Below are 20514 nucleotides of genomic sequence, written 5' to 3' on the forward strand. Positions count from 1 at the left end.
TTGTGCGGTCGTTGGAAAGAGACAATAATACTGGCTTATCCGGGAGGATATCATGTCGCTCGACGCATTCCTCGCCTTGCTTGTCTACGCCTTCGTGACCTCGATCACGCCTGGGCCTAACAATCTGATGCTACTCGCCTCAGGTGTGAATTTCGGCCTGGTGAGGAGCGTGCCGCATATGTTCGGCATCAGCATCGGCTTTCTTGTCTTGCTGCTGGCGGTCGGCCTGGGTCTTGGCGCCGTGCTGACCGCGTTCCCGGCGCTCCACACCGCGCTCAAGATCGCCGGCGCTGCCTACCTCCTTTATCTTGCCTGGAAGATCGCCATGTCGCGCTCGCTCAGCGGCAAAGGCGAAACGAAGGCGCGTCCGATGCGTTTCATCGAGGCGGCGGCGTTCCAGTGGGTCAATGCCAAGGCTTGGGTGATGGCAATCACCGCCATGGCCGTCTACTCCAACCCCGAGCATCCGTTCCTGTCGGTGGCCCTGATCTCGATTGCCTTCACCATCGTCAACCTGCCGAGCGTCTCGGTATGGGCAGGGTTCGGTACCGCGCTGCGCGGCTTCCTGTCCGATCCAGTGCGGCTGAAATGGTTCAACATCGCCATGGGCGTGTTGCTGGCCGCGACGCTTTGGCCGATGCTGCGGTGAGCTGTCGAGGTTCGCGATCGGGCTTTTGCACGCGATCATAGTGGGCTGCCCATCCATTGTGCAGTGCACATTAAATCTTCGTAATGCCGTGTTTTGGCCCTTTTCCGCCAAAGCCCTGTCCTATCTATTCAGCGAAATCGCGGCAGGCAGCCGTGATTTGAGCTAGAATACGACCACCTGGCTATGGCGTGTCGGACGGAGAGGGTCTTTTGTCGATGCGTGGAAAAGTCATTCTTTCATTGCTTGCGGTCGCCTGCGCAGGCGCGGCCTGGCTCTATCTGTCTCCCGACACGCTGAGCAGGGCCCGGCAGATCATCGGTGCAAAGCAGGTCGCGTCGGACAAGCCGGCGCCGGATAGGCAGGATCCGCAGGCAGGGGCCAAGCAGGCGGCTGGCGGCACTGGCGCCCGTTCGGCCTCGATCATCTCGGCCACGGCAACGACGGCCGATTTCCCGGTCCGGCGCTATGCCATCGGCTTCGTCTCCTCTCCCGCCGTGGTCAGCATCAACGCGCGGGTGTCCAGCCAGATCGTGTCGATCGACGTCAAGGACGGGCAGATGGTGAAAACCGGCGACCTCCTGTTTTCGCTGGATGACCGTGCCTTGAAGGCGCAACTCGCCAAGGATCAGGCGACGCTCGCCAAGGATCAGGCGCTGCTTGCCAGTTCGAATTCCGATCTTCAGCGCGCCAAGGATCTTGTCGCCAAGCAGGCCGGTACGCAGCAGACCTACGACCAGGCCGTTGCCACGCAGAAGGCGGCGGCAGCGACTGTCGATGCCGACAAGGCGACAATCGATGCAGACAATGTCCAGCTTGGCTTTGCCACGATTACCGCGCCGATTTCAGGCAGGCTTGGCGCGGTCAACGTTGCCGTGGGCGATCTCGTGACCACCAGCAATGGCAGCGGCAGCACCTCGACCCCGCTCGTCACCATCACCCAGATGGATCCGCTGCAGGTGAACTTCAACCTGCCCGAAAGCAACCTTGCGCTGCTGCACAAGGCACTGGCAAAGCCACAGCAAGGGGCAGTGACATTGACCCAGGACGGCGACCCGACACCGATCGGCAAGGGCACGCTCGATTTCGTGGATTCCAGCGTCGATACCGCTTCCGGCACCATCGCAACGCGAGCCAGCATACCCAACGCCGATCTGTCGCTGTGGCCGGGCCAATATGTGAATGTCGTGCTCGACGCCGGCATCATGCCGCAGATGACGTCCGTCCCCACGGTCGCGGTGCAGCCCAGCCAGAAGGGGCCGTTCGTCTATGTGGTCAAGCCTGACAACACAGTCGAAATGCGGCCGGTGCAAGTGGCGCTGACCGAAGGTCAGAACAGCGCCATCAGCGATGGCCTGAAAAGCGGCGAGAAGGTTGTCATCGAAGGCCAGACGCGACTGAAGAACGGGGCTGCCGTGCACGAAGGCAAGGCATCGGCCGGATCCGGCGGCCAGGCAGCACCCAAGCTTGCGCAAGCCGACAAGGCCGGCGAGGCCGCCCAATGATCTCCGAGTTCTGCATTCGCAGGCCTGTCGCCACCCTCCTGATGTCGTTCGCCCTCGTTCTGGGCGGGCTGTTCGCCTACAAGTTCCTCCCGGTGGCCGCGCTGCCCAGTGCCGAATTCCCTGTCGTCAACGTCTCGGCTCAGCTGCCCGGAGCCTCGCCGGAAACGATGGCGACGTCGGTGGCGACGCCGCTGATCAAGCAATTCGCCACCATTGCCGGCATCGACTCGATCTCGACCACCAACTCGCTCGGCCAGACCTCGATCGCCATCCAGTTCGTGCTCAACCGCGACATCGATGCCGCGGCCGCGGACGTGCAGGCTGCTATCGCGCGCACGCAAAGATCGCTGCCGCCCCAGATGACCTCGCCGCCGAGCTACCGCAAGGTCAATCCGGCCGACGCGCCGATCCTTTTGATGTCGCTGGTCAGCGATACGGTTCCGCTGACCGATCTCGATGCTTTCGCCGAAAACGTCATCTCGCCGTCGCTGTCGACCATCGACGGCGTGGCGCAGGTCTCCATCTTCGGCCAGCAGAAATATGCAGTCCGCATCCAGATCGATCCGACCGCGCTTGCCGCGCGCGGCATTTCGATCGACCAGCTGCAGGCGGCGATCGCATCCGCCAACTCCAATACCCCGCTGGGCGTTCTGAAGAACAACAAACAGCAGCTGACGATCACGGCCAATACGCAGCTGACCGACGCCGCCGGATTCTCCAACCTCATCATCGCCACCAAGAACGGTCATCCGGTGCGGCTGGGCGAGGTGACACGCGTCGTCGATTCGGTGCAGACCACGACGACTGCGAGCTGGTATGACGGCACGCGCGCGATCATCATGGCGGTGCAGCGCCAGCCCGACGCCAACACTGTCGACGTCGTCGACAAGGTCAAGGCGATGCTGCCGTCCTTCCAGGACCAGATGCCGGCCGCCGCCCAGATCAAGCTGCTCAACGACCGTTCGACCTCGATCCGCCAGGCCGTGGACGACGTGCAGTTCACGCTGCTGTTGACCATCGCGCTGGTGGTCATGGTGATCTTCGTGTTCCTGCGCCGCGTGACGGCGACAATCATCCCGGCCGTGGCGGTGCCGATATCGTTGATCGCCACGCTCGGCGCGATGTTCCTGTTCGGCTTTTCCATCGACAACATCTCGCTGATGGGCCTGACACTCGCGGTCGGCCTCGTCGTCGACGACGCCATCGTGATGCTGGAAAACATCTTCCGCCATATGGAGGAGGATGGGTTGTCGGCGTTCGATGCGTCGCTGAAGGGCGCGCGCGAAATCGGCTTCACCATCATATCGATTTCCATCTCGTTGGTGGCCGTGTTCATTCCGGTGCTTCTGATGGGCGGCGTGATCGGGCGCATCTTCAACGAGTTCGCCGTCGTGGTGACGGTCGCCATCCTGGCGTCGATGTTCGTGTCGCTGACGCTGACGCCAATGCTGTGCTCGCGGCTGCTGTCGGTGACTAAGGCCGACCGGGAGGCGCATGGCGATGGCCATAGGCGCGATTTCATCACCCGCGGCTACGACCGGGTCTTGAGCTTCTGCCTGCGGCACACCTTCCTGGTGTTCCTGGTCTTCATAGGCACCGCGGCGGCGTCGGTGTGGCTGATCGAGGTCTCGCCGAAGGGCTTTTTCCCGCAGGAGGATATCGGCCAGATATCGGTGACGACCATCGCGCGCCAGGACATCTCGTTCGACGCCATGGCAAAGCTGCAAGGACAGGTGGCCAGCGTCTTCTCGCATTCGCCCTATGTCGATCATGTGGCTTGGTCGGCGGGCAGCGGCAACAATGCGCTCAACCAGGGGCAGCTTTTCGTCCAGCTCAAGGGCAAGGACCAGCGGCCCAATATCGAGAAGGTGCTTGCGGATCTGCGCAAGCAACTGGCCGGCGTGGCGGGCATCGAGACCTACATGCAGCCGGTGCAGAATTTGCGGCTGGGTTCGCGCTCGTCGGCCAGCGCCTACCAGCTCGTGGTTCAGGGCCTCGACACCGGCCAGACCGATATCTGGGCGCAGAAACTGAATGACGCGATGGCGGCCGATCATGCGACCTTCACCGACGTCACCAGCGACCTGCAGAACAATGCGCTGCAGGCGACGCTGGTGGTGGATCGCGACAAGGCGGCCCAGCTCGGCATCGACACCGACACGCTGCGCTCGGCGCTGTATGGCGGGTTCGGCACCGACCAGGTTTCGACAATCTTCGGCTCCGCCGACAGCTACGAAGTCATCACCGAGCTCGATCCCAAGATCGAGTGGTCGCCGGAGCGGATGCTGGCCATCCAGATGAGGACGGCGAGCGGCTCCCTGGTTCCGCTTGGCGCCTTCGCCCGGGTCGATCGCACGGCCGGCGCCTTGACGGTCAACCAGCTCGGCCAGCTTCCGGCCGTGACGATCTCCTACAATCTGCCGCAAGGCGTGGCGCTCGGCGACAGCGTGAGCCGCATCAACGCGCTCAAAGAGCAGATCGGCATGCCGGAGACGATCTCGACCAGCTTCGCCGGCACGGCCAAGACCTTCCAGGACTCGCTCGCCAACCAGGGCCTGCTGATCGGCGGCGCGATCCTGACCATCTATATCGTGCTCGGCATTCTCTATGAGAGTTTCATCCATCCGCTCACGATCCTCACAGGTTTGCCATCGGCTGTGCTGGGGGCGGTTGTCGCCTTGCGCCTCGCCGGCATGGACCTGTCCGTCATCGCGGTGATCGGCATCCTGATGCTGATCGGCATCGTCAAGAAGAACGGCATCATGATGGTCGACGTCGCGCTCGAATTGCGACGAGAAGGCATGTCGGCCACCGAGTCCATCCACAAGGCCTGCCTGATGCGGTTCCGGCCGATCATGATGACGACGCTGGCCGCCTTGATGGGCACGTTCCCGATCGCGCTCGGCACGGGCGCCAGCGCGGAGCTGCGCCAGCCGTTGGGCGTCGCCGTCGTCGGCGGCCTGCTCGCCTCGCAGGCTCTGACCCTGTTCGTCACACCGGTGATCTATGTCTACATGGAGCATTTCTCGGGTTGGCTGCTGGGGCTATTTCCGAAGCGAAAGGCCGAGTTGCACCTGGTCGAAGGGGGGGATCAGCCTTCGCTGTTCGACGGCGATGACGAGAGGCAGGGCGAGCCGCAGAAGGCGGCTGCGGAGTAGGATCCGCATCGCGCCCGCTGGCCCAAGCCGTCATGCTTGCGGCCGACGGATAGGAGAGCCATAATTTGTCGCCATGTCCCACGATCATGACCACGACAACGAGCTCGATCCGTTTGCCGCCCGCGTGCGCGCGCTGGAAACCATTCTCACCCGCAAGGGATTGATCGATCCGGCCGCGATCGATGTCATCGTCGATACCTACGAGACCAAGATCGGTCCGCGCAACGGCGCGAGGGTGGTGGCCAAGGCCTGGAGCGATCCCGCTTTTGCCGAGTGGCTGAAGCGCGATGCGACGGCAGCGATCGGATCGCTGGGTTACACCGGCCGCCAGGGCGAGCACATGCAGGCGGTGTTCAACACCGAAGAGACGCACAATCTCGTCGTCTGCACGCTGTGCTCCTGCTATCCGTGGTCGGTGCTCGGCCTGCCGCCGGTCTGGTACAAGGCGCCGCCCTATCGCTCGCGCGCGGTCATCGATCCGCGCGGCGTGCTTGAGGAATTCGGGCTGACGCTGCCGGCCTCAACAAAGATACGCGTCTGGGATTCGACCGCGGAGTTGCGCTATCTCGTCGTCCCGATGCGGCCGCAAGGAACCGAAGGCTGGAGCGAGGAGCGGCTGGCCGAACTGGTAAGCCGTGATGCCATGATCGGCACCGCGCTGGCCAAAGTACCGGAATAAGGGGGGAGCCGGCATGAACGGGCCGCAGGACCTCGGCGGACAAATGGGATTCGGGCCGGTGGCGCCGGAACGGGACGAGCCGTATTTCCATGCCGACTGGGAGCGGCGGGCGCTCGGCGTGACGCTCACCGCCGGCGCAATGGGTGCCTGGAATATCGATGAGAGCCGGCATGCGCGGGAATCGCTGCATCCGGCCGACTATTATGCCTCCAGCTACTACCAGATCTGGATCAAGGCGCTGGAAACCCTGCTCAAGCGCCATGGTTTCGTCAGCGAGCGTGACCTCAAGGCAGGCGAGGCGATCGATCCGGCGCCGACGCCCAAAAGAGTGCTGAAGGCCGATGACGTTCCGACCGTGCTGGCCAAGGGCGCTCCGTGCAACCGGCCTGTGGGGACGACCCCACGCTTCAAGGCCGGCGACCGCATACGAACCAGGAATTTCAACCCGACCGGCCACACCAGGCTGCCGCGCTATGCGCGCGGCAAGCGTGGGAGGATTGAAGCGGTGCGCGAAGGCTTTGTGTTCCCCGACACCAACGCGCATGGGCAAGGCGAAAACCCGCAATGGGTCTATACGGTGGTCTTCGACGGGGCCGAGATCTGGGGCGACGGGGCCGATCCGACGCTGACCGTGTCCATCGATGCCTGGGAGAGCTATCTTGAACCGGCCTGAGGCGAACGGGCCTGCCGGTTTGCCCGCCGGCCTCGATGCGCCCATCTTCGCCGAGCCCTGGCAGGCCGAAGCCTTCGCGATGACGGTGGCGCTGCACGACAAGGGCCTGTTTTCGTGGAGCGAGTGGGCGCAGGCGCTGTCAGCCGAAGTGAAGAAACCCGGCGTCGCGGCTGACGGCCATGACTATTACGAACATTGGTTGGCGGCGCTGGAAGGGCTACTGGCGTCGAAAGGATTGGCCGCCAAGCCCGATGTCGATGCAATGGCACGGGCCTGGGAGCGCGCAGCGCATGCCACCCCGCACGGCAAGCCGATCCTGCTGGAGAACGATCCGCACGCCGTCATCTGATCGTGCGGACATGGCGCCCGTTCCCTTTACGTTCCCGTGCTCGCCTGATAGGCTGAAGCGCAGGGAGTTCGCCACCAGGCTGCGTCGATGGCGGTGGCGGCTATCTTGTCTTTCCCTCGCGAATCCGGTCACACGATCAGATGGAATTTTCACCCCAACAGGACGAGGCGCTGCAAGCGGTCGCGCGCTGGCTCAAGGCCGGCAAGCCGCAATTGTTCCGGCTGTTCGGCTACGCCGGCACCGGCAAGACGACGCTGGCGCGCTATTTCGCCGAACATGTCGACGGGCAGGTGCAGTTCGCCGCCTTCACCGGCAAGGCCGCGCAGGTGCTGCGCTCCAAGGGCGCGGTCAATGCCCGCACCATCCATTCGCTGATCTACAGGCCCAAGGGCGAGGAATCGGTCGAAGACGAGGTGACCGGCAAGACGTCGATGTCGCCGACCTTTTCGCTCAACCGGCAGAGCCCGATCTCGCGTGCGAAACTGGTCATCATCGACGAATGCTCGATGGTCGACGAGCAGCTTGGCCGTGACCTGATGAGCTTCGGCACGCCGATCCTGGTGCTGGGCGATCCCGGCCAGTTGCCGCCGATCTCGGGCGGCGGCTTCTTCACCGACCACGAGCCGGATTTCCTGCTTACCGAAATCCACCGGCAGGCGCGCGACAATCCGATCCTGCGGCTGGCGCTCGACGTGCGCGAGGGGCGCGAATTCATGCGCGGCGACTACGGCACGGCGCAGGTGATCGGCAAGGAAGACGTCAACCAGGAGCTGGTGCTGAGGGCGGACCAGGTGCTGGTCGGCACCAACCGCACGCGCCGCCGCTACAACCAGCGCCTGCGCGAGCTCAAGGGGTTCAATGCCGACTATCCGCAGGCCGGCGACAAGCTGGTGTGCCTGCGCAACGACCCGGCCAAGGGCCTGCTCAACGGCTCGCTGTGGAAGGTGATGACCTCGTCGCGCGAGACAGTAAAACCTGGGATCAACCTCCTGGTGTCGCCGGAAGAGGATGATCCGGACCGCGGTGTCGCCAAGATCAAGCTGCTCAAGGCGGCTTTCGAGGATCCCGACGCCGATATCCCGTGGCAGCAGAAGAAGCGGTTCGACGATTTCGACTATGGCTATGCGCTGACCGTGCACAAGGCGCAGGGCTCGCAATGGAACGAGATCGTGCTGTTCGACGAGAGCTGGGCGTTCAAGGAGACGCGCCAGCGCTGGCTTTACACCGCGATCACCCGGGCGGCCGAACGGTTGACGATCGTCAGGTAGCGGAGCTCAGTTGCCTGGCGCCGAGCCATTGCCAGGCATCGGCCTCGTCCTCGTCTTTGAAGTGCCTGAGTTCGACTGGCGGCGGGGTAGGGAGGAAGTCTCGCGCTTGCGCCGTCCAGTCCGGCTCGCCGATCGCGGCACAACGACCGATATGCTCCACGGCCTGCACCGCGCCCTGTCTCAGCGTCTCGTCCGATATGTCGTTCCAGTCGACGCCGTCATGGTCGATCACGCGCACCAGCACATCGATTCGCGGGTGAAGCGCGTAGGCCGCTTCGAGCAGGCCGAACAGGTTTTCCGCGTCGGCCGCCGAGACATGGCCGACGATATCGATGGCGAAGAGATCCTCACGGTCCGTATCGATGCGCCGGATTGCCGGCACGGCTTCGAGGAAATTCAAGGGACCCTATCCTTTCACAAACGTCATCCGATCTTCTGGAACACCGGAAACCCCCTATCTGTTCCCGTCAAAGGCGGTATAGATGCGCCGAAATCGAGCAGGATCCGAAGCCATGCCCGCAAAGCTTTCCGTCAATCTCAACGCCATCGCCATGCTGCGCAACCGGCGCGACCTGCCGTGGCCTGATGTGATCAGGCTTGGCCGCATCGCGCTTGCGGCGGGAGCGCATGGGCTGACGGTGCATCCTCGCCCGGACGAGCGCCATACCCGCCGTTCAGACCTGCCTGAGATCAGGGCCTTGATCGACGATGAGTTCCCGCGGGCCGAATTCAACATCGAGGGCCATCCGACCGAGGATTTCCTGGCGCTTGTGGAAAAGCACCAGCCGGAACAGGTGACCCTGGTGCCTGACGATCCCTCCCAGGCAACCTCGGACCATGGCTGGAACTTCATTGCCGATGCAGCGTTCCTGACACCGATCGTGAGACGCCTGAAGAAGGGCGGTTTCCGGGTCTCGTTGTTCTCCGATGCGGATCCCGCCGGCATAAACGCCGCGCGCGATACCGGCGCCGACCGTATCGAGCTTTACACGGGACCTTATGGCAGTTGTCATGCCGATTCCGCCAAGGCGGTCAAGGAGCTGGAAAGACTGGGAAAAACCGCCGATGCGGCCGTTGCCGCGGGCCTTGAGGTCAATGCCGGGCACGATCTGACGGTGAGCAACCTGCCGGCCTTGGCGCGACGCGTTCCGGCATTGGCCGAAGTGTCGATCGGACATGGGTTGACAGCCGACGCGTTGGAGTATGGCATGGCCGGCACGGTGGGCCGATTTCTCAGGGCTTGCGGGTGGTAATGGTGGCAGCCTCGCGTGCAAAGCATGGCAGCCATAACGCGACGGTACTTGATATTGCATCGCAGCAAGCGTAGAGCACCGCCCGCTTATCGGAGTGTCGTTCATGGCCCTTGCCAACACTGGTAGTGAGGCAGAAACCGTCGAACAATCGAGCCATCCTGAGATCGAGCAGCACAGCACCAAGGTGTTGATGCTCGGCGCGCTCGGCGTTGTTTACGGCGATATCGGCACCAGCCCGATCTACGCGTTCCGCGAGGCGCTGGTGGCGTCGTCGGGCGGCGAAGTGGCCGACCGTGGCGACATTCTTGGCGTTCTCTCGCTGATCATCTGGTCACTGACGATCATCGTCACAATCAAATACATCATGTTCGTGCTGCGCGCCAACAACCGCGGCGAAGGCGGCGTGCTATCGTTGATGGCATTGGCGCGCGGCAGTTTCCCGAAGCGCTCGGCGATCATTCTGGGCATCGGTATCGTCGGCGCCTCGCTGTTTTTCGGCGATGCCGTCATAACCCCGGCAATTTCGGTGCTCTCGGCAGTCGAGGGCATGAATGTCGTCACACCGACGTTCCAGCCCTATGTCGTGCCGCTGACACTGGTCATCCTGGCGGTTCTGTTTTCGGTGCAGCGCTTCGGCACCGGCGGCGTGGCGCTGATCTTCGGCCCGATCACCGCGGTCTGGTTCCTGGCTATCGGCCTGTCCGGTCTCAACCATATCATCGCCGATCCGGAAATCCTGTGGGCGATCAGCCCGCACTATATCGTCGCCTTCCTGATCAATTCGCCCGATGTCGCCTTCGTCACCATCGGCGCCATCTTCCTTGCGGTCACCGGCGCCGAGGCGCTCTATGCCGATCTGGGCCATTTCGGCCGCAAGCCGATCGTGCTCGCCTGGCTGGCGATCGTGTTCCCTTGCCTGTTGCTCAACTATGCCGGCCAGGGCGCCTTCGTGCTGGCCAAGAACGGCGTGGTCGGACATCCCTTCTTCGAAATGAACGAAGGCTGGACGCTGATCCCGATGGTGGTGCTGGCGACCGCCGCGACGGTCATCGCCAGCCAGGCGGTGATTTCAGGCGCATTCTCGCTGACCAGGCAGGCGGTGCAGCTCAACATGCTGCCACGGCTGGAAATCCTGCACACGTCGGAAAAACAGTCAGGCCAGATCTACATGCCGCGCGTCAACCTGTTGCTGGCGCTGGTGGTGATGATGCTGGTGGTGGGCTTCGGCGAATCCAGCAGGCTGGCTTCGGCATACGGCATCTCGGTGACCGGCAACATGCTGGTGACCACGGTGCTGCTGTTTGTCGTCATGACCCGCATCTGGAAATGGCGGCTGTGGGTGGCGGTCGCGATGACAGCGTTGTTCGGTTTCATCGATGTCGGTTTCTTCGCTTCCAACATCGTCAAGGTGTTCGAAGGCGGCTGGGCCTCGCTGGCGGTGGCCTTCACCATCGTTCTGGCGATGTGGACTTGGGTGCGCGGCAGCCGTTATCTCTTCGACAAGACCCGCCGCAACGAGATCCCGCTCGATTTCCTGGCCGGCAATCTGTTGAAGAAGAAGCCGCAACTGGTATCCGGCACCGCGGTGTTCCTGACCAGCGATCCGCTCAGCGCGCCGACCGCGCTGATGCACAGCCTGAAGCACTACAAGGTCCTGCACGAGCAGAATGTAATCCTCTCGGTGGTGACCGCGCCGCAGCCGGTGGTGCCTGACAGCGATCGGGTCAAGATGGAGACGGTCAACGAGCTGTTCATGCGGGTGACGCTGACCTTCGGCTATATGGAGCAGCCCAACATCCCGCGCGCGCTGGCGATCTGCCGCAAGCAAGGCTGGAAGTTCGACATCATGACGACGTCCTTCTTCCTGTCCCGGCGCTCGCTGAAAGCCTCGCCCAATTCCGGCATGCCGGTGTGGCAAGACCGGCTGTTCATCGGGCTGGCGCGCACGGCGGCCGACGCCACTGAATATTTCCAGATACCGACCGGCCGTGTGGTAGAGATCGGCACGCAGGTGGCGATCTGACAGTCTCGATCGCCTTGGGCTGAGGCTTCGGGGGGCGGGCATGAGCGGCGAATTGGTGCTTGTCACCGGCGGATCTGGCTTTCTCGGCGCTCACTGTATCCTTGAACTGCTGAAGGCGGGCTACCGCGTGCGCACGACCGTGCGCTCGGCCAGGCGGCAAGCCGATGTCCTGGCCATGCTCAAGGCAGGTGGCGTCGAGCCGGATGGCCGGCTCTCCTTTGCAATCGCCGATCTCATGAGCGATGCCGGCTGGCCGCCAGCCGCTGCCGGCTGCGACTATGTCCTGCATGTCGCCTCGCCGTTCCCGCCCGGCGTGCCCAAGCATGAGGACGAGCTGATCATTCCGGCCCGTGAAGGCGCGTTGCGGGTGCTGCGGGCGGCACGAGATGCCGGCGTCAGACGCGTCGTGCTGACGTCCTCCTTCGCGGCTATCGGCTACGGCAAGCTGCCGCCCGACGGCCGTGCGTTCACCGAGGAGAGCTGGACCGATCCGATGGGAAAGGTCAGCGCCTATGTGAAGTCGAAGACGCTCGCCGAGCGCGCGGCCTGGGATTTTATCGCCGCCGAGGGGGATGGGTTGGAGCTTGCTGCCGTCAACCCCGTCGGCATCTTCGGGCCTGTGCTTGGCTCCGACCATTCGACCTCCACCGAATTTGTCCAACGCATGATGAATGGCGCCATGCCGGGGCTGCCGCGCCTGTCCTTCGGCGTCGTCGATGCACGCGACGTGGCGGACCTGCATGTCCGCGCCATGACCGATCCAGCTGCCAACGGCGAGCGCTTCCTGGCGGTCGCCGGCGATTTCATGACCGTGCGGGAAATCGCGCAAACCTTGAGAAAGCGGCTCGGCAATGCGGCAGCGCGCGTTTCGACCAGAGAGCTTCCCGATTGGCTGGTGCGCATGGTGGGACTGTTCAATCCGGAAGTCGCACAGCTCGTGCCTGAGCTGGGCAAGGTCAAGAATGCCACCAATGCCAAGGCGGTGCGCATGCTCGGTTGGAAACCGCGTTCGCGCGAAGACGCGCTGGCGGCGACCGGAGAGAGCCTTATCCGGCACGGCCTGATCAAAACATCGAAGTAGGGGGGCGGCGGTAAGTCGAGAACAGACTTCCCGCCGCGTGGATTTCAACCGGCCAGGGCAGCCTTGTTCGCCTCGAGGAATTGCCTCAACGTCCTTGGCGTCCTGCCGGAAAGCATCTCGACCGCGTCTGTCACCATGGCGATGCGGCCGGCGCGCGTGTTGACGTCGAAGGAAACGATGACGCCGGCGAAATCCTCGGGAACACCTAATGCCTTTACGCCTTCGGTCAGGGCATCATCCGAAACCTGCACGACATCGAGCGGTTTGCCAGTGACTTCGCTGACGAGGGCAGCGATCTCGGCCGTCGTATACGCTTGCGGGCCAGTCAGCGTGTAAGTTTTGCTGTCGGTCGAGCCGGAAGCGAGGCCGGCGGCGATCGCTGCGGCCATGTCATCGCGTGCGCCGTGGGCGATGCGGCCTTCGCCGGCGGACGTGTACCAGTGCCCCGAGGCGATCGCGTGCGGCAGCGCCATGAACAGGTTCTCCTGGTACCAGCCGTTGCGGAAGATCGTGTAGGGGATGCCGCTCGCCTTGATCGCCTGCTCGGTGCCGTAGTGATCGTTGGCGAATAGCACCGGCGAAACCGGTTCGGGGTTGGGCATCGAGGTATAGAGCAGATGGCCGACGCCGGCCTTCTTCGCGGCAACGACCGCGTTCTCATGCTGCCTCAGGCGCTTGCCGTGAAGCAGGTCGAGCTCGCCAGTCGAGATGATCAGCACCCTGTCGGCGCCCTTGAATGCAGCCTCCAGCGATGCGGTATCGTCGAAGTCGGCGGCCCTGATGGTGGCGCCGCGCGCCGCCAGGTCGGCAAGGTTTTCCGGATTGCGGGTGGTGGCGATGATTCGTTGTGGCGGAACCTTGAGTGAGTCCAGCAAATGCTGAATGACGCCGCGGCCGAGTTGGCCGGAAGCGCCGGTGACGAGAAGGGTAGCGGTCATGGAGAATCCCAACATTGCGCCGGAAGCGCGGTTCGAGTGGTGGTCTCAAAAAGAGACCAGCGCTAAAATAGGAATTGACCCGTAGTCGTAAAGAAGGCAGTTTTTCGGGAGGTAGGCACAGCCAGGGAACCAGCCGTGGACAGCAAGATCGTCAATCTCAGAACGAAGTTGGAGGTCTACAAGGCCATCTCAGGCGGAGGCAATTTTTCCAATTGCCCGGTCCGCGACGTCATCCAGGGGGTGAGCGGCAAATGGAGTTCGCTGCTGATGATGGCGCTGGCCGAAAGGCCCTACCGCTTCGGAGAATTGCGCAGGCTGGTGCCGGACATCTCACAACGCATGCTGACGCAAACGCTGTATGATTTGCAGCGCGACGGTTATGTGCATCGCGAAGTGTTCGCGACCAAGCCGCCAAGCGTCGAATACAGCCTGACCGATCTCGGACGTTCGATGTTCGGTGCCTTGCACCAACTGATCCTATGGGCCGAGCTCAATCATGACGCGGTGCGCGACGCGCGCCTCGGTTTCGATGCCGCCAAGGCTTGAGCCTGACAAGGTCGAGAGGCGCGACTAGATTTCACCTGGCGGGGCTGATCCCGCAGTCCACGGGCTTGGCGGTGCCGGCCCCGGCGCCGCAGCTCCTAGCCTCGATGGTGGCCGGCACGGTGGTCGATCCGTTCAGGCGAACTGGGCTGGTAGAAGCGCGCTGGCCGGATCGTTCTTGCGAATGACCGTCGAAAGATACGATCCCTTCGCCCGCAGGAAGGCATGCAGGCGCTGTGGATAGTCTTGCGCCACGGCATGCTTGATCGACGGGCGTTCACTCAATGCCTGGCGCCAGGCCTGGACGAGCGGTTTGCCGTCCAGAATGCCGAAATCGCCGATCCGGTCGAAGGTATCGATGTAGCGGAAGACAGGGCCGTAGACTGCGTCGACGAGCGAAAAGCGCCCGCCTTCGAACCATGGTCCAGTCCGGCCGGCTTCGCCCGCCAATTCGGTCTCCACACGATCGAACATTTCCGACAGCGTCCGAGACTCGGCGAGGAATCCTGCCTCGGTCGACGCCGAATAGAACCGGCCGACGGCGTTGAGGATGGCCGAGCCGTACTCGATCCAGGCGCGATGCCGGGCACGGGCATAGGGATCGGCGGGGTGGAGGGGATTGGCCTCGGTTTCTTCGAGGAATTCGAGGATGACGGCGGATTCGAAGATCACCGTTTCATCGTTCCCCAGCCGCACGCACAGCAGCGGCACCTTGCCAAGCGGTGAGATCGCCTTGAACCAGTCAGGCTTGTTGGCGAGGTCGATGTCGACGCGCTCGAACGGCACGCCTTTCTCGGCCAGCGAGATCGCCGCACGCTGGACGTAGGGGCAGAGGGCATGGCTGACGAGAATAAGGGTGTTGGCATGCTTCATCGGATTTGCCTCTCGATATCGATGCATTCGCATCTATCTAGATGCATATGCATTGATCGTCAATGTTGATGCAATTGCATCTATCTCTTATGATGCCGCCATGATCGAGACAGCCATGCCATCGCCGGAGGCCATCAAGACATGGGCACGCCTGATGCGGGTATCGCGCCAGCTGGTGGAACGTGCCGAAGATGCGCTGAAGGAGGGCGGCCTGCCGCCGCTTGCCTGGTATGACGTGCTGCACGAACTCGCCGAGGCGGGCGAGGGCGGCTTGCGGCCGTTCCAACTGATCGAACGAACCCTGTTCGCGCAGTACAACATTTCGCGTTTGCTGGCCCGCCTGGAGACCGACGGGCTTGTCGAGAAGCTGCCGGTGGCCGATGACGGCCGCGGCCAAACCGTCCGCATCACGGCCAAGGGACGGGAGACGCGCCGCCGTATGTGGGCCGTCTACGGCAGGTCGATCGCGGAACTGGTTGGCGACAGGCTCTCGCCGCAAGAACTGAACACGGTATCGGCCTTGCTCGATCGGTTGCGCGATCCGCCAGCCGGCGACTGACATACGTTTGCGCGGCTGCGGGGACACCGGAAGGCATTTCGTCATTTTCCCCTTGCGCCGATCTTCGGATTGCGCAATATGCCGAACCGTAACGTACGGTACGGACTGGGGCGATCCGCGGCTCTACCATCAAACGGGAACAGAACGTGTTGCAGGCAAACGACGATCTCGACGACAGCGAAGTGCTGACGGAGCGTCAGAAGGCGGTTCTGGATGCCGCACTCCGCCTGCTGGTCGAGGAGGGCGACAATCTGACCATGACCGCAGTGGCGCGCCGGGCGAGCTGCTCCAAGGAAACGCTCTACAAATGGTTCGGCGACCGCGACGGGCTGCTCACCGCGACGGTGCAATGGCAGGCCTCGAAGGTGCGGGTGACGGCGGTCGACGGCAAGGGACTCGATCTTGCCTCATTGGCCGCGAGCCTGGAGCGATTTGCTTCCGACTGGCTGAGGGTCATTTCCAGCGACACTTCGATCGCGCTCAACCGGGTGGCGGTCGGCCATGCCGGTTCGGGCAAGGACAATCTTGGCGCGGTGGTGCTGGAGAACGGGCGCTTTGCCCTCGCCAAGCGCCTGAAGCCGGTGCTGGAGGCCGGCCGCCGGGCCGGGTTGCTCGATTTTTCGGATGCCGAGACGGCGTTCCGCACCTTTTTCGGGCTGGTCGCCCGCGACGTGCAGATCCGTCTCTTGCTCGGCGACCGGCTGGAATTGACTGAGGCGGCGATCGGCGGCGATGCCGTCCGCGCGACGCAGCAGTTTCTCGCTCTTTTCGGAGCAAAAACCGGGCCGCAAGGCCTCTGATCTTCAAACGGGAAGGAAGACAAAAATGCGCGTCTATTACGATCGTGATGCCGATCTCAATCTGATCAAGGGCAAGAAGGTCGCCATCATCGGCTATGGCAGCCAGGGCCGGGCGCATGCGCTCAACCTCAAGGATTCCGGCGCCAAGGAGATCGCCATCGGCCTCAAGGCCGGATCGGCGACCGCCAAGAAGGTCGAGGCCGACGGGCTCAAGGTGATGAGCGTGGCCGACGCCGCCAAATGGGCCGACCTGATGATGATGGCGACGCCCGACGAATTGCAGGCCGACATCTATAAAAACGAGATCGCACCGAACATCCGTGACGGTGCCGCGATCGCCTTCGCGCACGGCCTCAACGTGCATTTCGGCCTGATCGAACCGAAGTCGACGGTCGACGTCGTCATGATCGCGCCGAAGGGCCCTGGCCACACCGTGCGCGGCGAATACCAGAAGGGCGGCGGCGTGCCGTGCCTGGTCGCGGTCAACCAGGACGCCTCGGGCAACGCGCTCGACCTCGCTCTCTCCTACGCCTGCGGCGTCGGCGGCGGCCGTTCGGGCATCATAGAGACCAATTTCCGCGAGGAATGCGAGACCGATCTGTTCGGCGAGCAGGTCGTGCTGTGCGGCGGCCTGGTGGAGTTGATCCGGGCCGGCTTCGAGACCCTGGTGGAAGCCGGCTATGCGCCCGAAATGGCCTATTTCGAGTGCCTGCACGAGGTCAAGCTGATCGTCGACCTGATCTATGAAGGCGGCATCGCCAACATGAACTACTCGATCTCGAACACCGCCGAGTGGGGCGAATACGTCTCGGGGCCGCGCATCATCACCGCCGAGACCAAGGCCGAGATGAAGCGCGTGCTGAAGGACATCCAGACCGGAAAATTCACCTCGGAGTGGATGCAGGAATACCGTGCCGGCCTGTCGCGCTTCAAGGGCATCCGCCGCATGAACGACAGCCATCAGATCGAGGAGGTCGGCGCCAAGCTGCGCGCGATGATGCCGTGGATCTCGAAGAACAAGCTGGTCGACAAGGCCAAGAACTGAGCGATCCACGTCCCTTGTTTTGCACGTCCTGAGCGATCCACGCTCGAAAAGAAACGGCGCCGCGCGGCGCCGTTTCTTGTTGCAAGATTATGCGGCCTGGCTCAGCGATAGGGCGAGTAGCACTGCTGGCGCGGGCCGTTATAGGGCTGGAACGTGTTGTCCCAGGCGCGATACGAGCGGTAGCGGTTGTAGCACCACCGGACATGGGCGCTCGACAGCCGGCCGGCGCGATAGTAGCGGCGCGGCCGCGCATCATAGTAGTTGTAGTTGTTGTACAGGCTGCTGAGGCCAAGCCCCAAGCCAAGGCCCAGGATCGCCGCGCCCGCGCCGTCGTCATAGTAACGGCCGCGATAATGGTGGCGGCGCCAACGCCAATCGTCGCCGCCATTCCAGTGGCGACCGTTCCAGTGGCGGCCGTTCCAATTGCCGCGATTCCAGTTGCCGCGGTTCCAGCCGCCCGACCGGCGCCATCTCCAGTCGTTGTTGAAACTACTCCGGTTGTTGCCGCCGGCCCAGCTGTCGCGAACAGGCGTCACAGTCGGCGCCGCTGTGCTGGCGGGAATCGACAGGTCCGGCTGCAGGATCGGTCCGGCAGCGGAAGGTGCCGTGATGCCGGAGAAGATACCGAGCGCTATCAGCCCGGATTTTACAGTGGAAGAAAAGAGCGCGTTCATTGCACTTCTCCAAGAAAACAGGCCCCACGCCGACCCTGGATGGGCGCACTGTGGGTCTTTGCGTCTGAACGGCGGATGAACGGAAAGGTTCCGTCAACCACGGCGCGAAGCCCGCCAGGATCAATCGCTTCCAGCTGGTGGTTGCCCGGCCTTGTTTTCTGCCGCGCTTGCGGGCAAAGGTCATGATATGTCGCTGCGCCTTGCAACCTTCAATGTCGAGAACCTGATGAACAGGTTCGATTTCTCCGGATACCGCAACCAGCTCAACGAGGATCGGACGCTGGCCCTCTTCGATATCCAGAGCGAGGCCGAGTACAAGATGCTGGAGCAGGCCCGGGCCATCGCGCAATCGGACGACACGCGGCAGCTGACGGCGCTGGCCATCGCGGCCACGCGCGCGGACATCATCTGCATGCAGGAAGTCGACAATATCGAGGCCCTGAAGGCGTTCGAATATGGCTATCTTTTCAAGATGGTGGGTCAGGGCTACCGCCAGAAATACACCGCCGCCGGCAATGATTCGCGCGGCATCGACGTCGCCGTGATGATGCGCAGCGAGACCGCGCAGGGCCAGCCCATCGAATTCGTGCGCATGACCAGCCACGCTTATGTGACCTATGAGCAGTTCGGGCTGCACACGCCGGAGCTGGCGGCGCTCGGCAACCAGCCCAATGAACGCATCTTCCGGCGCGACTGCCTGGAAGTGGACCTTACCGTGGGCGGCTCGCCGCTGACCATCTATCTCGTGCACTTCAAGTCGATGGGCTCGCCCCGCAACGGGCTCGACGGGCGTGAAGCGACGATGCCGATCCGCATCGCCGAGGCGCAGGCGGTGCGCCGGATCATCGAGGAGCGCTTCGGGGCGGATCATGCAGCCGACAAGCGCTGGGCGATCTGCGGCGACATGAACGATTACCGCCAGCGCGTGAAGATCGCCGGCGACGAATTCGACGGCTATCGTTTCGAGGTGGTCGACGAGAACCTGTCCTGCATCAACGTGCTGACGGCTGGCGGTTTTTGCGAAAACGTGGTCGAGAGGCGGCCGGAAATGAACCGCTGGACTTTCTACCACACGCGTGGGCCGCAAGAGCGGCATTTGTGCCAGCTCGATTATATCCTGCTCTCCAAGGGACTGGCGGCGAAGAACGCCACCGCCGTCCCGGACATCATCCGCAACGGCCAGCCCTGGCGCACGATCTTCCCCGCCGGCCAGGAAGTTGAGCGTTTCCCGCGCGCCGGCTGGGACCGGCCGAAGGCATCGGACCATTGTCCGGTGGCCATCACGCTGGACATGGCCTGAGCCGTGAGCTTCGACCTGCCGCGCAATGTCATTTTGCCGGTCGACGCCGTCGATGTCCGGCTCGATCCCGGCCCGCATCCTTTCGCGCTGGACAATGCCGAGGCGATCGCCGCGAACTGGCAGCACGAGATCGCGGCCAATCCCGCGTTGTTCGATGGTCCCGTGGTGCTGCTTTCGCGACTTGCCTGGCGCGACAATCGCCTCGTCGGCCGGTGCCACGCGGTCAACTACTCCACCTTCATGCTTTGGCGGAAGCGGCGCGAGAATTCCGGCGCCGAGCACGCCTATGCCCATGCCATGCTAGTGGCCGGCGACAATGCGCTGGTGGCTATCCGCATGGCCGCCCACACCGTCACTGCCGGCCGTGTCTATTTCGCCGCCGGCTCATTCGAACCGGCCGATTTTCGCGACGGCCTCGTCGATGTCGATTTCAACATGATCCGCGAGGTGCGGGAAGAAACCGGCCTCGACATTTCCGGCGCCGCACGCGGCCTGCACTACCATGCGCTGTCGACCGCAAGCGGCACGGTGATCTTCCGCCGCTACCGGGTTCCCGAGCCCGCCGAGGAGATCGCGCAGCGCATCTCGGCCTTCGTCGCAACCGAGGCCGAACCGGAGATCGTGGGTCCGGTCATCATCCGCCATGCCACCGACCTGCCGCACGGGCTGATGCCGCATATGAAGCCGCTGATCGAATGGCATTTTGCGAACCGGGACTAAAATCTTGGTACCCTTCCGTGCTGATCGTCTGGCCAGCCATGCGACGGTCTGAGTGGCTTTCCGCTACCGCGAACATCGAATGTCTCCCTCCTGTCAGGGGCGCGGACTGTTGTGCGTTGATGGCAAATTCTCCATATTGCTATCAATGACATCATTGTGACCTTGGATGATATCAATAGAGCAGGATGCGTTGCCGCTGTTTGCAGGCCGCATTCTGCCTTTCGACCTCGAGGCGTCGCGCGCCTATGCCAAGCTCATGGTGCAAGCGAGAGCCGCAGGCAAGGCGATCAGCAATGCGGACGGCTACATCGCGGCCACGGCCGCAGCAAACGGCCTCACGGTCGCCACACGCGACATCAGCCCATTCGCGGCCGCCGGATTGAATACCATCAATCCGTGGGAAATAGCGTCGTAGCCGCGCCTCCCA

At 63.2% G+C, this 20514-nt stretch carries 20 protein-coding genes and 1 pseudogene; 17 read left to right on the forward strand and 4 right to left on the reverse strand.

Translation table 11 applies throughout. The features are described from left to right. Positions 1-52 precede the first annotated feature (52 nt). The 7 genes from FJ964_RS27495 to FJ964_RS27525 all read left to right on the forward strand — a co-directional run bounded on the left by FJ964_RS27495 (position 53) and on the right by FJ964_RS27525 (position 8278). The gene (locus FJ964_RS27495; RefSeq protein ID WP_140553558.1) at positions 53-649 is read left to right on the forward strand and encodes a LysE family translocator; all 597 of its coding nucleotides are present in this window, start codon (positions 53-55) and stop codon (positions 647-649) included. A 215-nt stretch (positions 650-864) separates the two neighbouring features. Beyond that, the gene (locus FJ964_RS27500; RefSeq protein ID WP_140553559.1) at positions 865-2151 is read left to right on the forward strand and encodes an efflux RND transporter periplasmic adaptor subunit; all 1287 of its coding nucleotides are present in this window, start codon (positions 865-867) and stop codon (positions 2149-2151) included. Next, positions 2148-5309, forward strand: a complete 3162-nt coding sequence (locus tag FJ964_RS27505) for an efflux RND transporter permease subunit (protein WP_140553560.1) — start codon at positions 2148-2150, stop codon at positions 5307-5309. Before FJ964_RS27500 ends, FJ964_RS27505 begins: the two co-directional genes overlap by 4 nt. Positions 5310-5382: 73 nt before the next feature. Next, positions 5383-5988, forward strand: a complete 606-nt coding sequence (gene nthA, locus FJ964_RS27510; RefSeq protein ID WP_140553561.1) for a nitrile hydratase subunit alpha — start codon at positions 5383-5385, stop codon at positions 5986-5988. 13 nt (positions 5989-6001) lie between these two features. Next, a complete protein-coding gene (gene nthB / locus FJ964_RS27515) occupies positions 6002-6661 on the forward strand; it encodes a nitrile hydratase subunit beta (protein WP_140553562.1) in 660 nt (219 codons plus the stop codon). After that, the gene (locus FJ964_RS27520) at positions 6648-7010 is read left to right on the forward strand and encodes a nitrile hydratase accessory protein (RefSeq protein ID WP_181172637.1); all 363 of its coding nucleotides are present in this window, start codon (positions 6648-6650) and stop codon (positions 7008-7010) included. The genes nthB and FJ964_RS27520 overlap by 14 nt, the downstream gene beginning before the upstream one ends. A 140-nt stretch (positions 7011-7150) precedes the next feature. Further along, positions 7151-8278: an ATP-dependent RecD-like DNA helicase gene (locus tag FJ964_RS27525; protein WP_140553563.1), complete on the forward strand. Its 1128-nt coding sequence runs from the start codon at positions 7151-7153 to the stop codon at positions 8276-8278. Here the strand turns inward: FJ964_RS27525 and FJ964_RS27530 are convergent. Next, positions 8271-8678, reverse strand: coding sequence for an STAS/SEC14 domain-containing protein (locus tag FJ964_RS27530; RefSeq protein ID WP_140553565.1), 408 nt, complete (start codon positions 8676-8678; stop codon positions 8271-8273). The two genes, FJ964_RS27525 and FJ964_RS27530, sit on opposite strands and share 8 nt — an antisense overlap. Positions 8679-8790: 112 nt before the next feature. Here FJ964_RS27530 and FJ964_RS27535 point away from each other — a divergent pair, with 112 nt between their 5' ends. The 3 genes from FJ964_RS27535 (at position 8791) to FJ964_RS27545 (ending at position 12635) form a co-directional block, all read left to right on the forward strand. Continuing rightward, a complete protein-coding gene (locus FJ964_RS27535; protein WP_140553567.1) occupies positions 8791-9531 on the forward strand; it encodes a pyridoxine 5'-phosphate synthase in 741 nt (246 codons plus the stop codon). 103 nt (positions 9532-9634) lie between these two features. Beyond that, a complete protein-coding gene (locus tag FJ964_RS27540) occupies positions 9635-11554 on the forward strand; it encodes a potassium transporter Kup (RefSeq protein WP_140495382.1) in 1920 nt (639 codons plus the stop codon). Between the two features lie 40 nt (positions 11555-11594). Next, positions 11595-12635, forward strand: a complete 1041-nt coding sequence (locus tag FJ964_RS27545) for an aldehyde reductase (RefSeq protein WP_140553569.1) — start codon at positions 11595-11597, stop codon at positions 12633-12635. Between the two features lie 44 nt (positions 12636-12679). Here the strand turns inward: FJ964_RS27545 and FJ964_RS27550 are convergent, their stop codons facing one another. Continuing rightward, positions 12680-13573, reverse strand: a complete 894-nt coding sequence (locus FJ964_RS27550; protein ID WP_140553571.1) for an SDR family oxidoreductase — start codon at positions 13571-13573, stop codon at positions 12680-12682. Between the two features lie 135 nt (positions 13574-13708). Between FJ964_RS27550 and FJ964_RS27555 the strand changes: the two genes are divergently transcribed. Beyond that, entirely contained in the window at positions 13709-14119 is a 411-nt protein-coding gene (locus FJ964_RS27555) for a helix-turn-helix domain-containing protein (protein WP_140553573.1), read from the forward strand. Positions 14120-14251: 132 nt separating this feature from the next. Here FJ964_RS27555 and FJ964_RS27560 read toward each other — a convergent pair whose 3' ends face one another. Then, positions 14252-14989, reverse strand: a complete 738-nt coding sequence (locus FJ964_RS27560; protein WP_140553575.1) for a glutathione S-transferase family protein — start codon at positions 14987-14989, stop codon at positions 14252-14254. 100 nt (positions 14990-15089) lie between these two features. On the opposite strand from FJ964_RS27560, the gene FJ964_RS27565 reads away from it, so the two are divergent. The 3 genes from FJ964_RS27565 to ilvC all read left to right on the forward strand — a co-directional run bounded on the left by FJ964_RS27565 (position 15090) and on the right by ilvC (position 17393). Beyond that, positions 15090-15548, forward strand: coding sequence for a MarR family winged helix-turn-helix transcriptional regulator (locus tag FJ964_RS27565; RefSeq protein WP_140553577.1), 459 nt, complete (start codon positions 15090-15092; stop codon positions 15546-15548). Positions 15549-15694: 146 nt separating this feature from the next. Next, on the forward strand, positions 15695-16348 hold the full coding sequence (locus FJ964_RS27570; protein ID WP_140553579.1) for a TetR/AcrR family transcriptional regulator: 654 nt from the start codon (positions 15695-15697) through the stop codon (positions 16346-16348). A 25-nt stretch (positions 16349-16373) separates the two neighbouring features. Further along, on the forward strand, positions 16374-17393 hold the full coding sequence (gene ilvC / locus FJ964_RS27575) for a ketol-acid reductoisomerase (protein WP_010910140.1): 1020 nt from the start codon (positions 16374-16376) through the stop codon (positions 17391-17393). A gap of 101 nt (positions 17394-17494) precedes the next feature. Here the strand turns inward: ilvC and FJ964_RS27580 are convergent, their stop codons facing one another. Then, positions 17495-18067 (reverse strand): BA14K family protein, encoded by a 573-nt coding sequence (locus FJ964_RS27580; protein ID WP_140553581.1) that lies wholly within the window; start codon positions 18065-18067, stop codon positions 17495-17497. Between the two features lie 187 nt (positions 18068-18254). On the opposite strand from FJ964_RS27580, the gene FJ964_RS27585 reads away from it, so the two are divergent. The 3 genes and pseudogenes from FJ964_RS27585 to FJ964_RS27595 form a co-directional block, all read left to right on the forward strand. Further along, positions 18255-19367, forward strand: a complete 1113-nt coding sequence (locus FJ964_RS27585) for an endonuclease/exonuclease/phosphatase family protein (protein WP_140553582.1) — start codon at positions 18255-18257, stop codon at positions 19365-19367. A 3-nt stretch (positions 19368-19370) separates the two neighbouring features. Further along, positions 19371-20087: a hypothetical protein gene (locus tag FJ964_RS27590; protein WP_140553584.1), complete on the forward strand. Its 717-nt coding sequence runs from the start codon at positions 19371-19373 to the stop codon at positions 20085-20087. Positions 20088-20262: 175 nt separating this feature from the next. Continuing rightward, positions 20263-20502: pseudogene (locus tag FJ964_RS27595) on the forward strand (PIN domain-containing protein); the annotation flags it as partial. Positions 20503-20514 lie beyond the last annotated feature (12 nt).

It is taken from the genome of Mesorhizobium sp. B2-3-2, from assembly GCF_006442295.1.
Taxonomy (GTDB): Bacteria; Pseudomonadota; Alphaproteobacteria; order Rhizobiales; family Rhizobiaceae; genus Mesorhizobium.

Bases quoted from the DNA above. Each gene is read 5' to 3' on its own strand.
- FJ964_RS27495 (WP_140553558.1), top strand. From the start codon at position 53: ATGTCGCTCGACGCATTCCTCGCCTTGCTTGTCTACGCCTTCGTGACC.
- FJ964_RS27500 (WP_140553559.1), top strand. From the start codon at position 865: ATGCGTGGAAAAGTCATTCTTTCATTGCTTGCGGTCGCCTGCGCAGGC.
- FJ964_RS27505 (WP_140553560.1), top strand. From the start codon at position 2,148: ATGATCTCCGAGTTCTGCATTCGCAGGCCTGTCGCCACCCTCCTGATG.
- nthA (WP_140553561.1), top strand. From the start codon at position 5,383: ATGTCCCACGATCATGACCACGACAACGAGCTCGATCCGTTTGCCGCC.
- nthB (WP_140553562.1), top strand. From the start codon at position 6,002: ATGAACGGGCCGCAGGACCTCGGCGGACAAATGGGATTCGGGCCGGTG.
- FJ964_RS27525 (WP_140553563.1), top strand. From the start codon at position 7,151: ATGGAATTTTCACCCCAACAGGACGAGGCGCTGCAAGCGGTCGCGCGC.
- FJ964_RS27535 (WP_140553567.1), top strand. From the start codon at position 8,791: ATGCCCGCAAAGCTTTCCGTCAATCTCAACGCCATCGCCATGCTGCGC.
- FJ964_RS27540 (WP_140495382.1), top strand. From the start codon at position 9,635: ATGGCCCTTGCCAACACTGGTAGTGAGGCAGAAACCGTCGAACAATCG.
- FJ964_RS27545 (WP_140553569.1), top strand. From the start codon at position 11,595: ATGAGCGGCGAATTGGTGCTTGTCACCGGCGGATCTGGCTTTCTCGGC.
- FJ964_RS27550 (WP_140553571.1), bottom strand. From the start codon at position 13,573: ATGACCGCTACCCTTCTCGTCACCGGCGCTTCCGGCCAACTCGGCCGC.
- FJ964_RS27560 (WP_140553575.1), bottom strand. From the start codon at position 14,989: ATGAAGCATGCCAACACCCTTATTCTCGTCAGCCATGCCCTCTGCCCC.
- FJ964_RS27565 (WP_140553577.1), top strand. From the start codon at position 15,090: ATGATCGAGACAGCCATGCCATCGCCGGAGGCCATCAAGACATGGGCA.
- ilvC (WP_010910140.1), top strand. From the start codon at position 16,374: ATGCGCGTCTATTACGATCGTGATGCCGATCTCAATCTGATCAAGGGC.
- FJ964_RS27580 (WP_140553581.1), bottom strand. From the start codon at position 18,067: ATGAACGCGCTCTTTTCTTCCACTGTAAAATCCGGGCTGATAGCGCTC.
- FJ964_RS27585 (WP_140553582.1), top strand. From the start codon at position 18,255: ATGTCGCTGCGCCTTGCAACCTTCAATGTCGAGAACCTGATGAACAGG.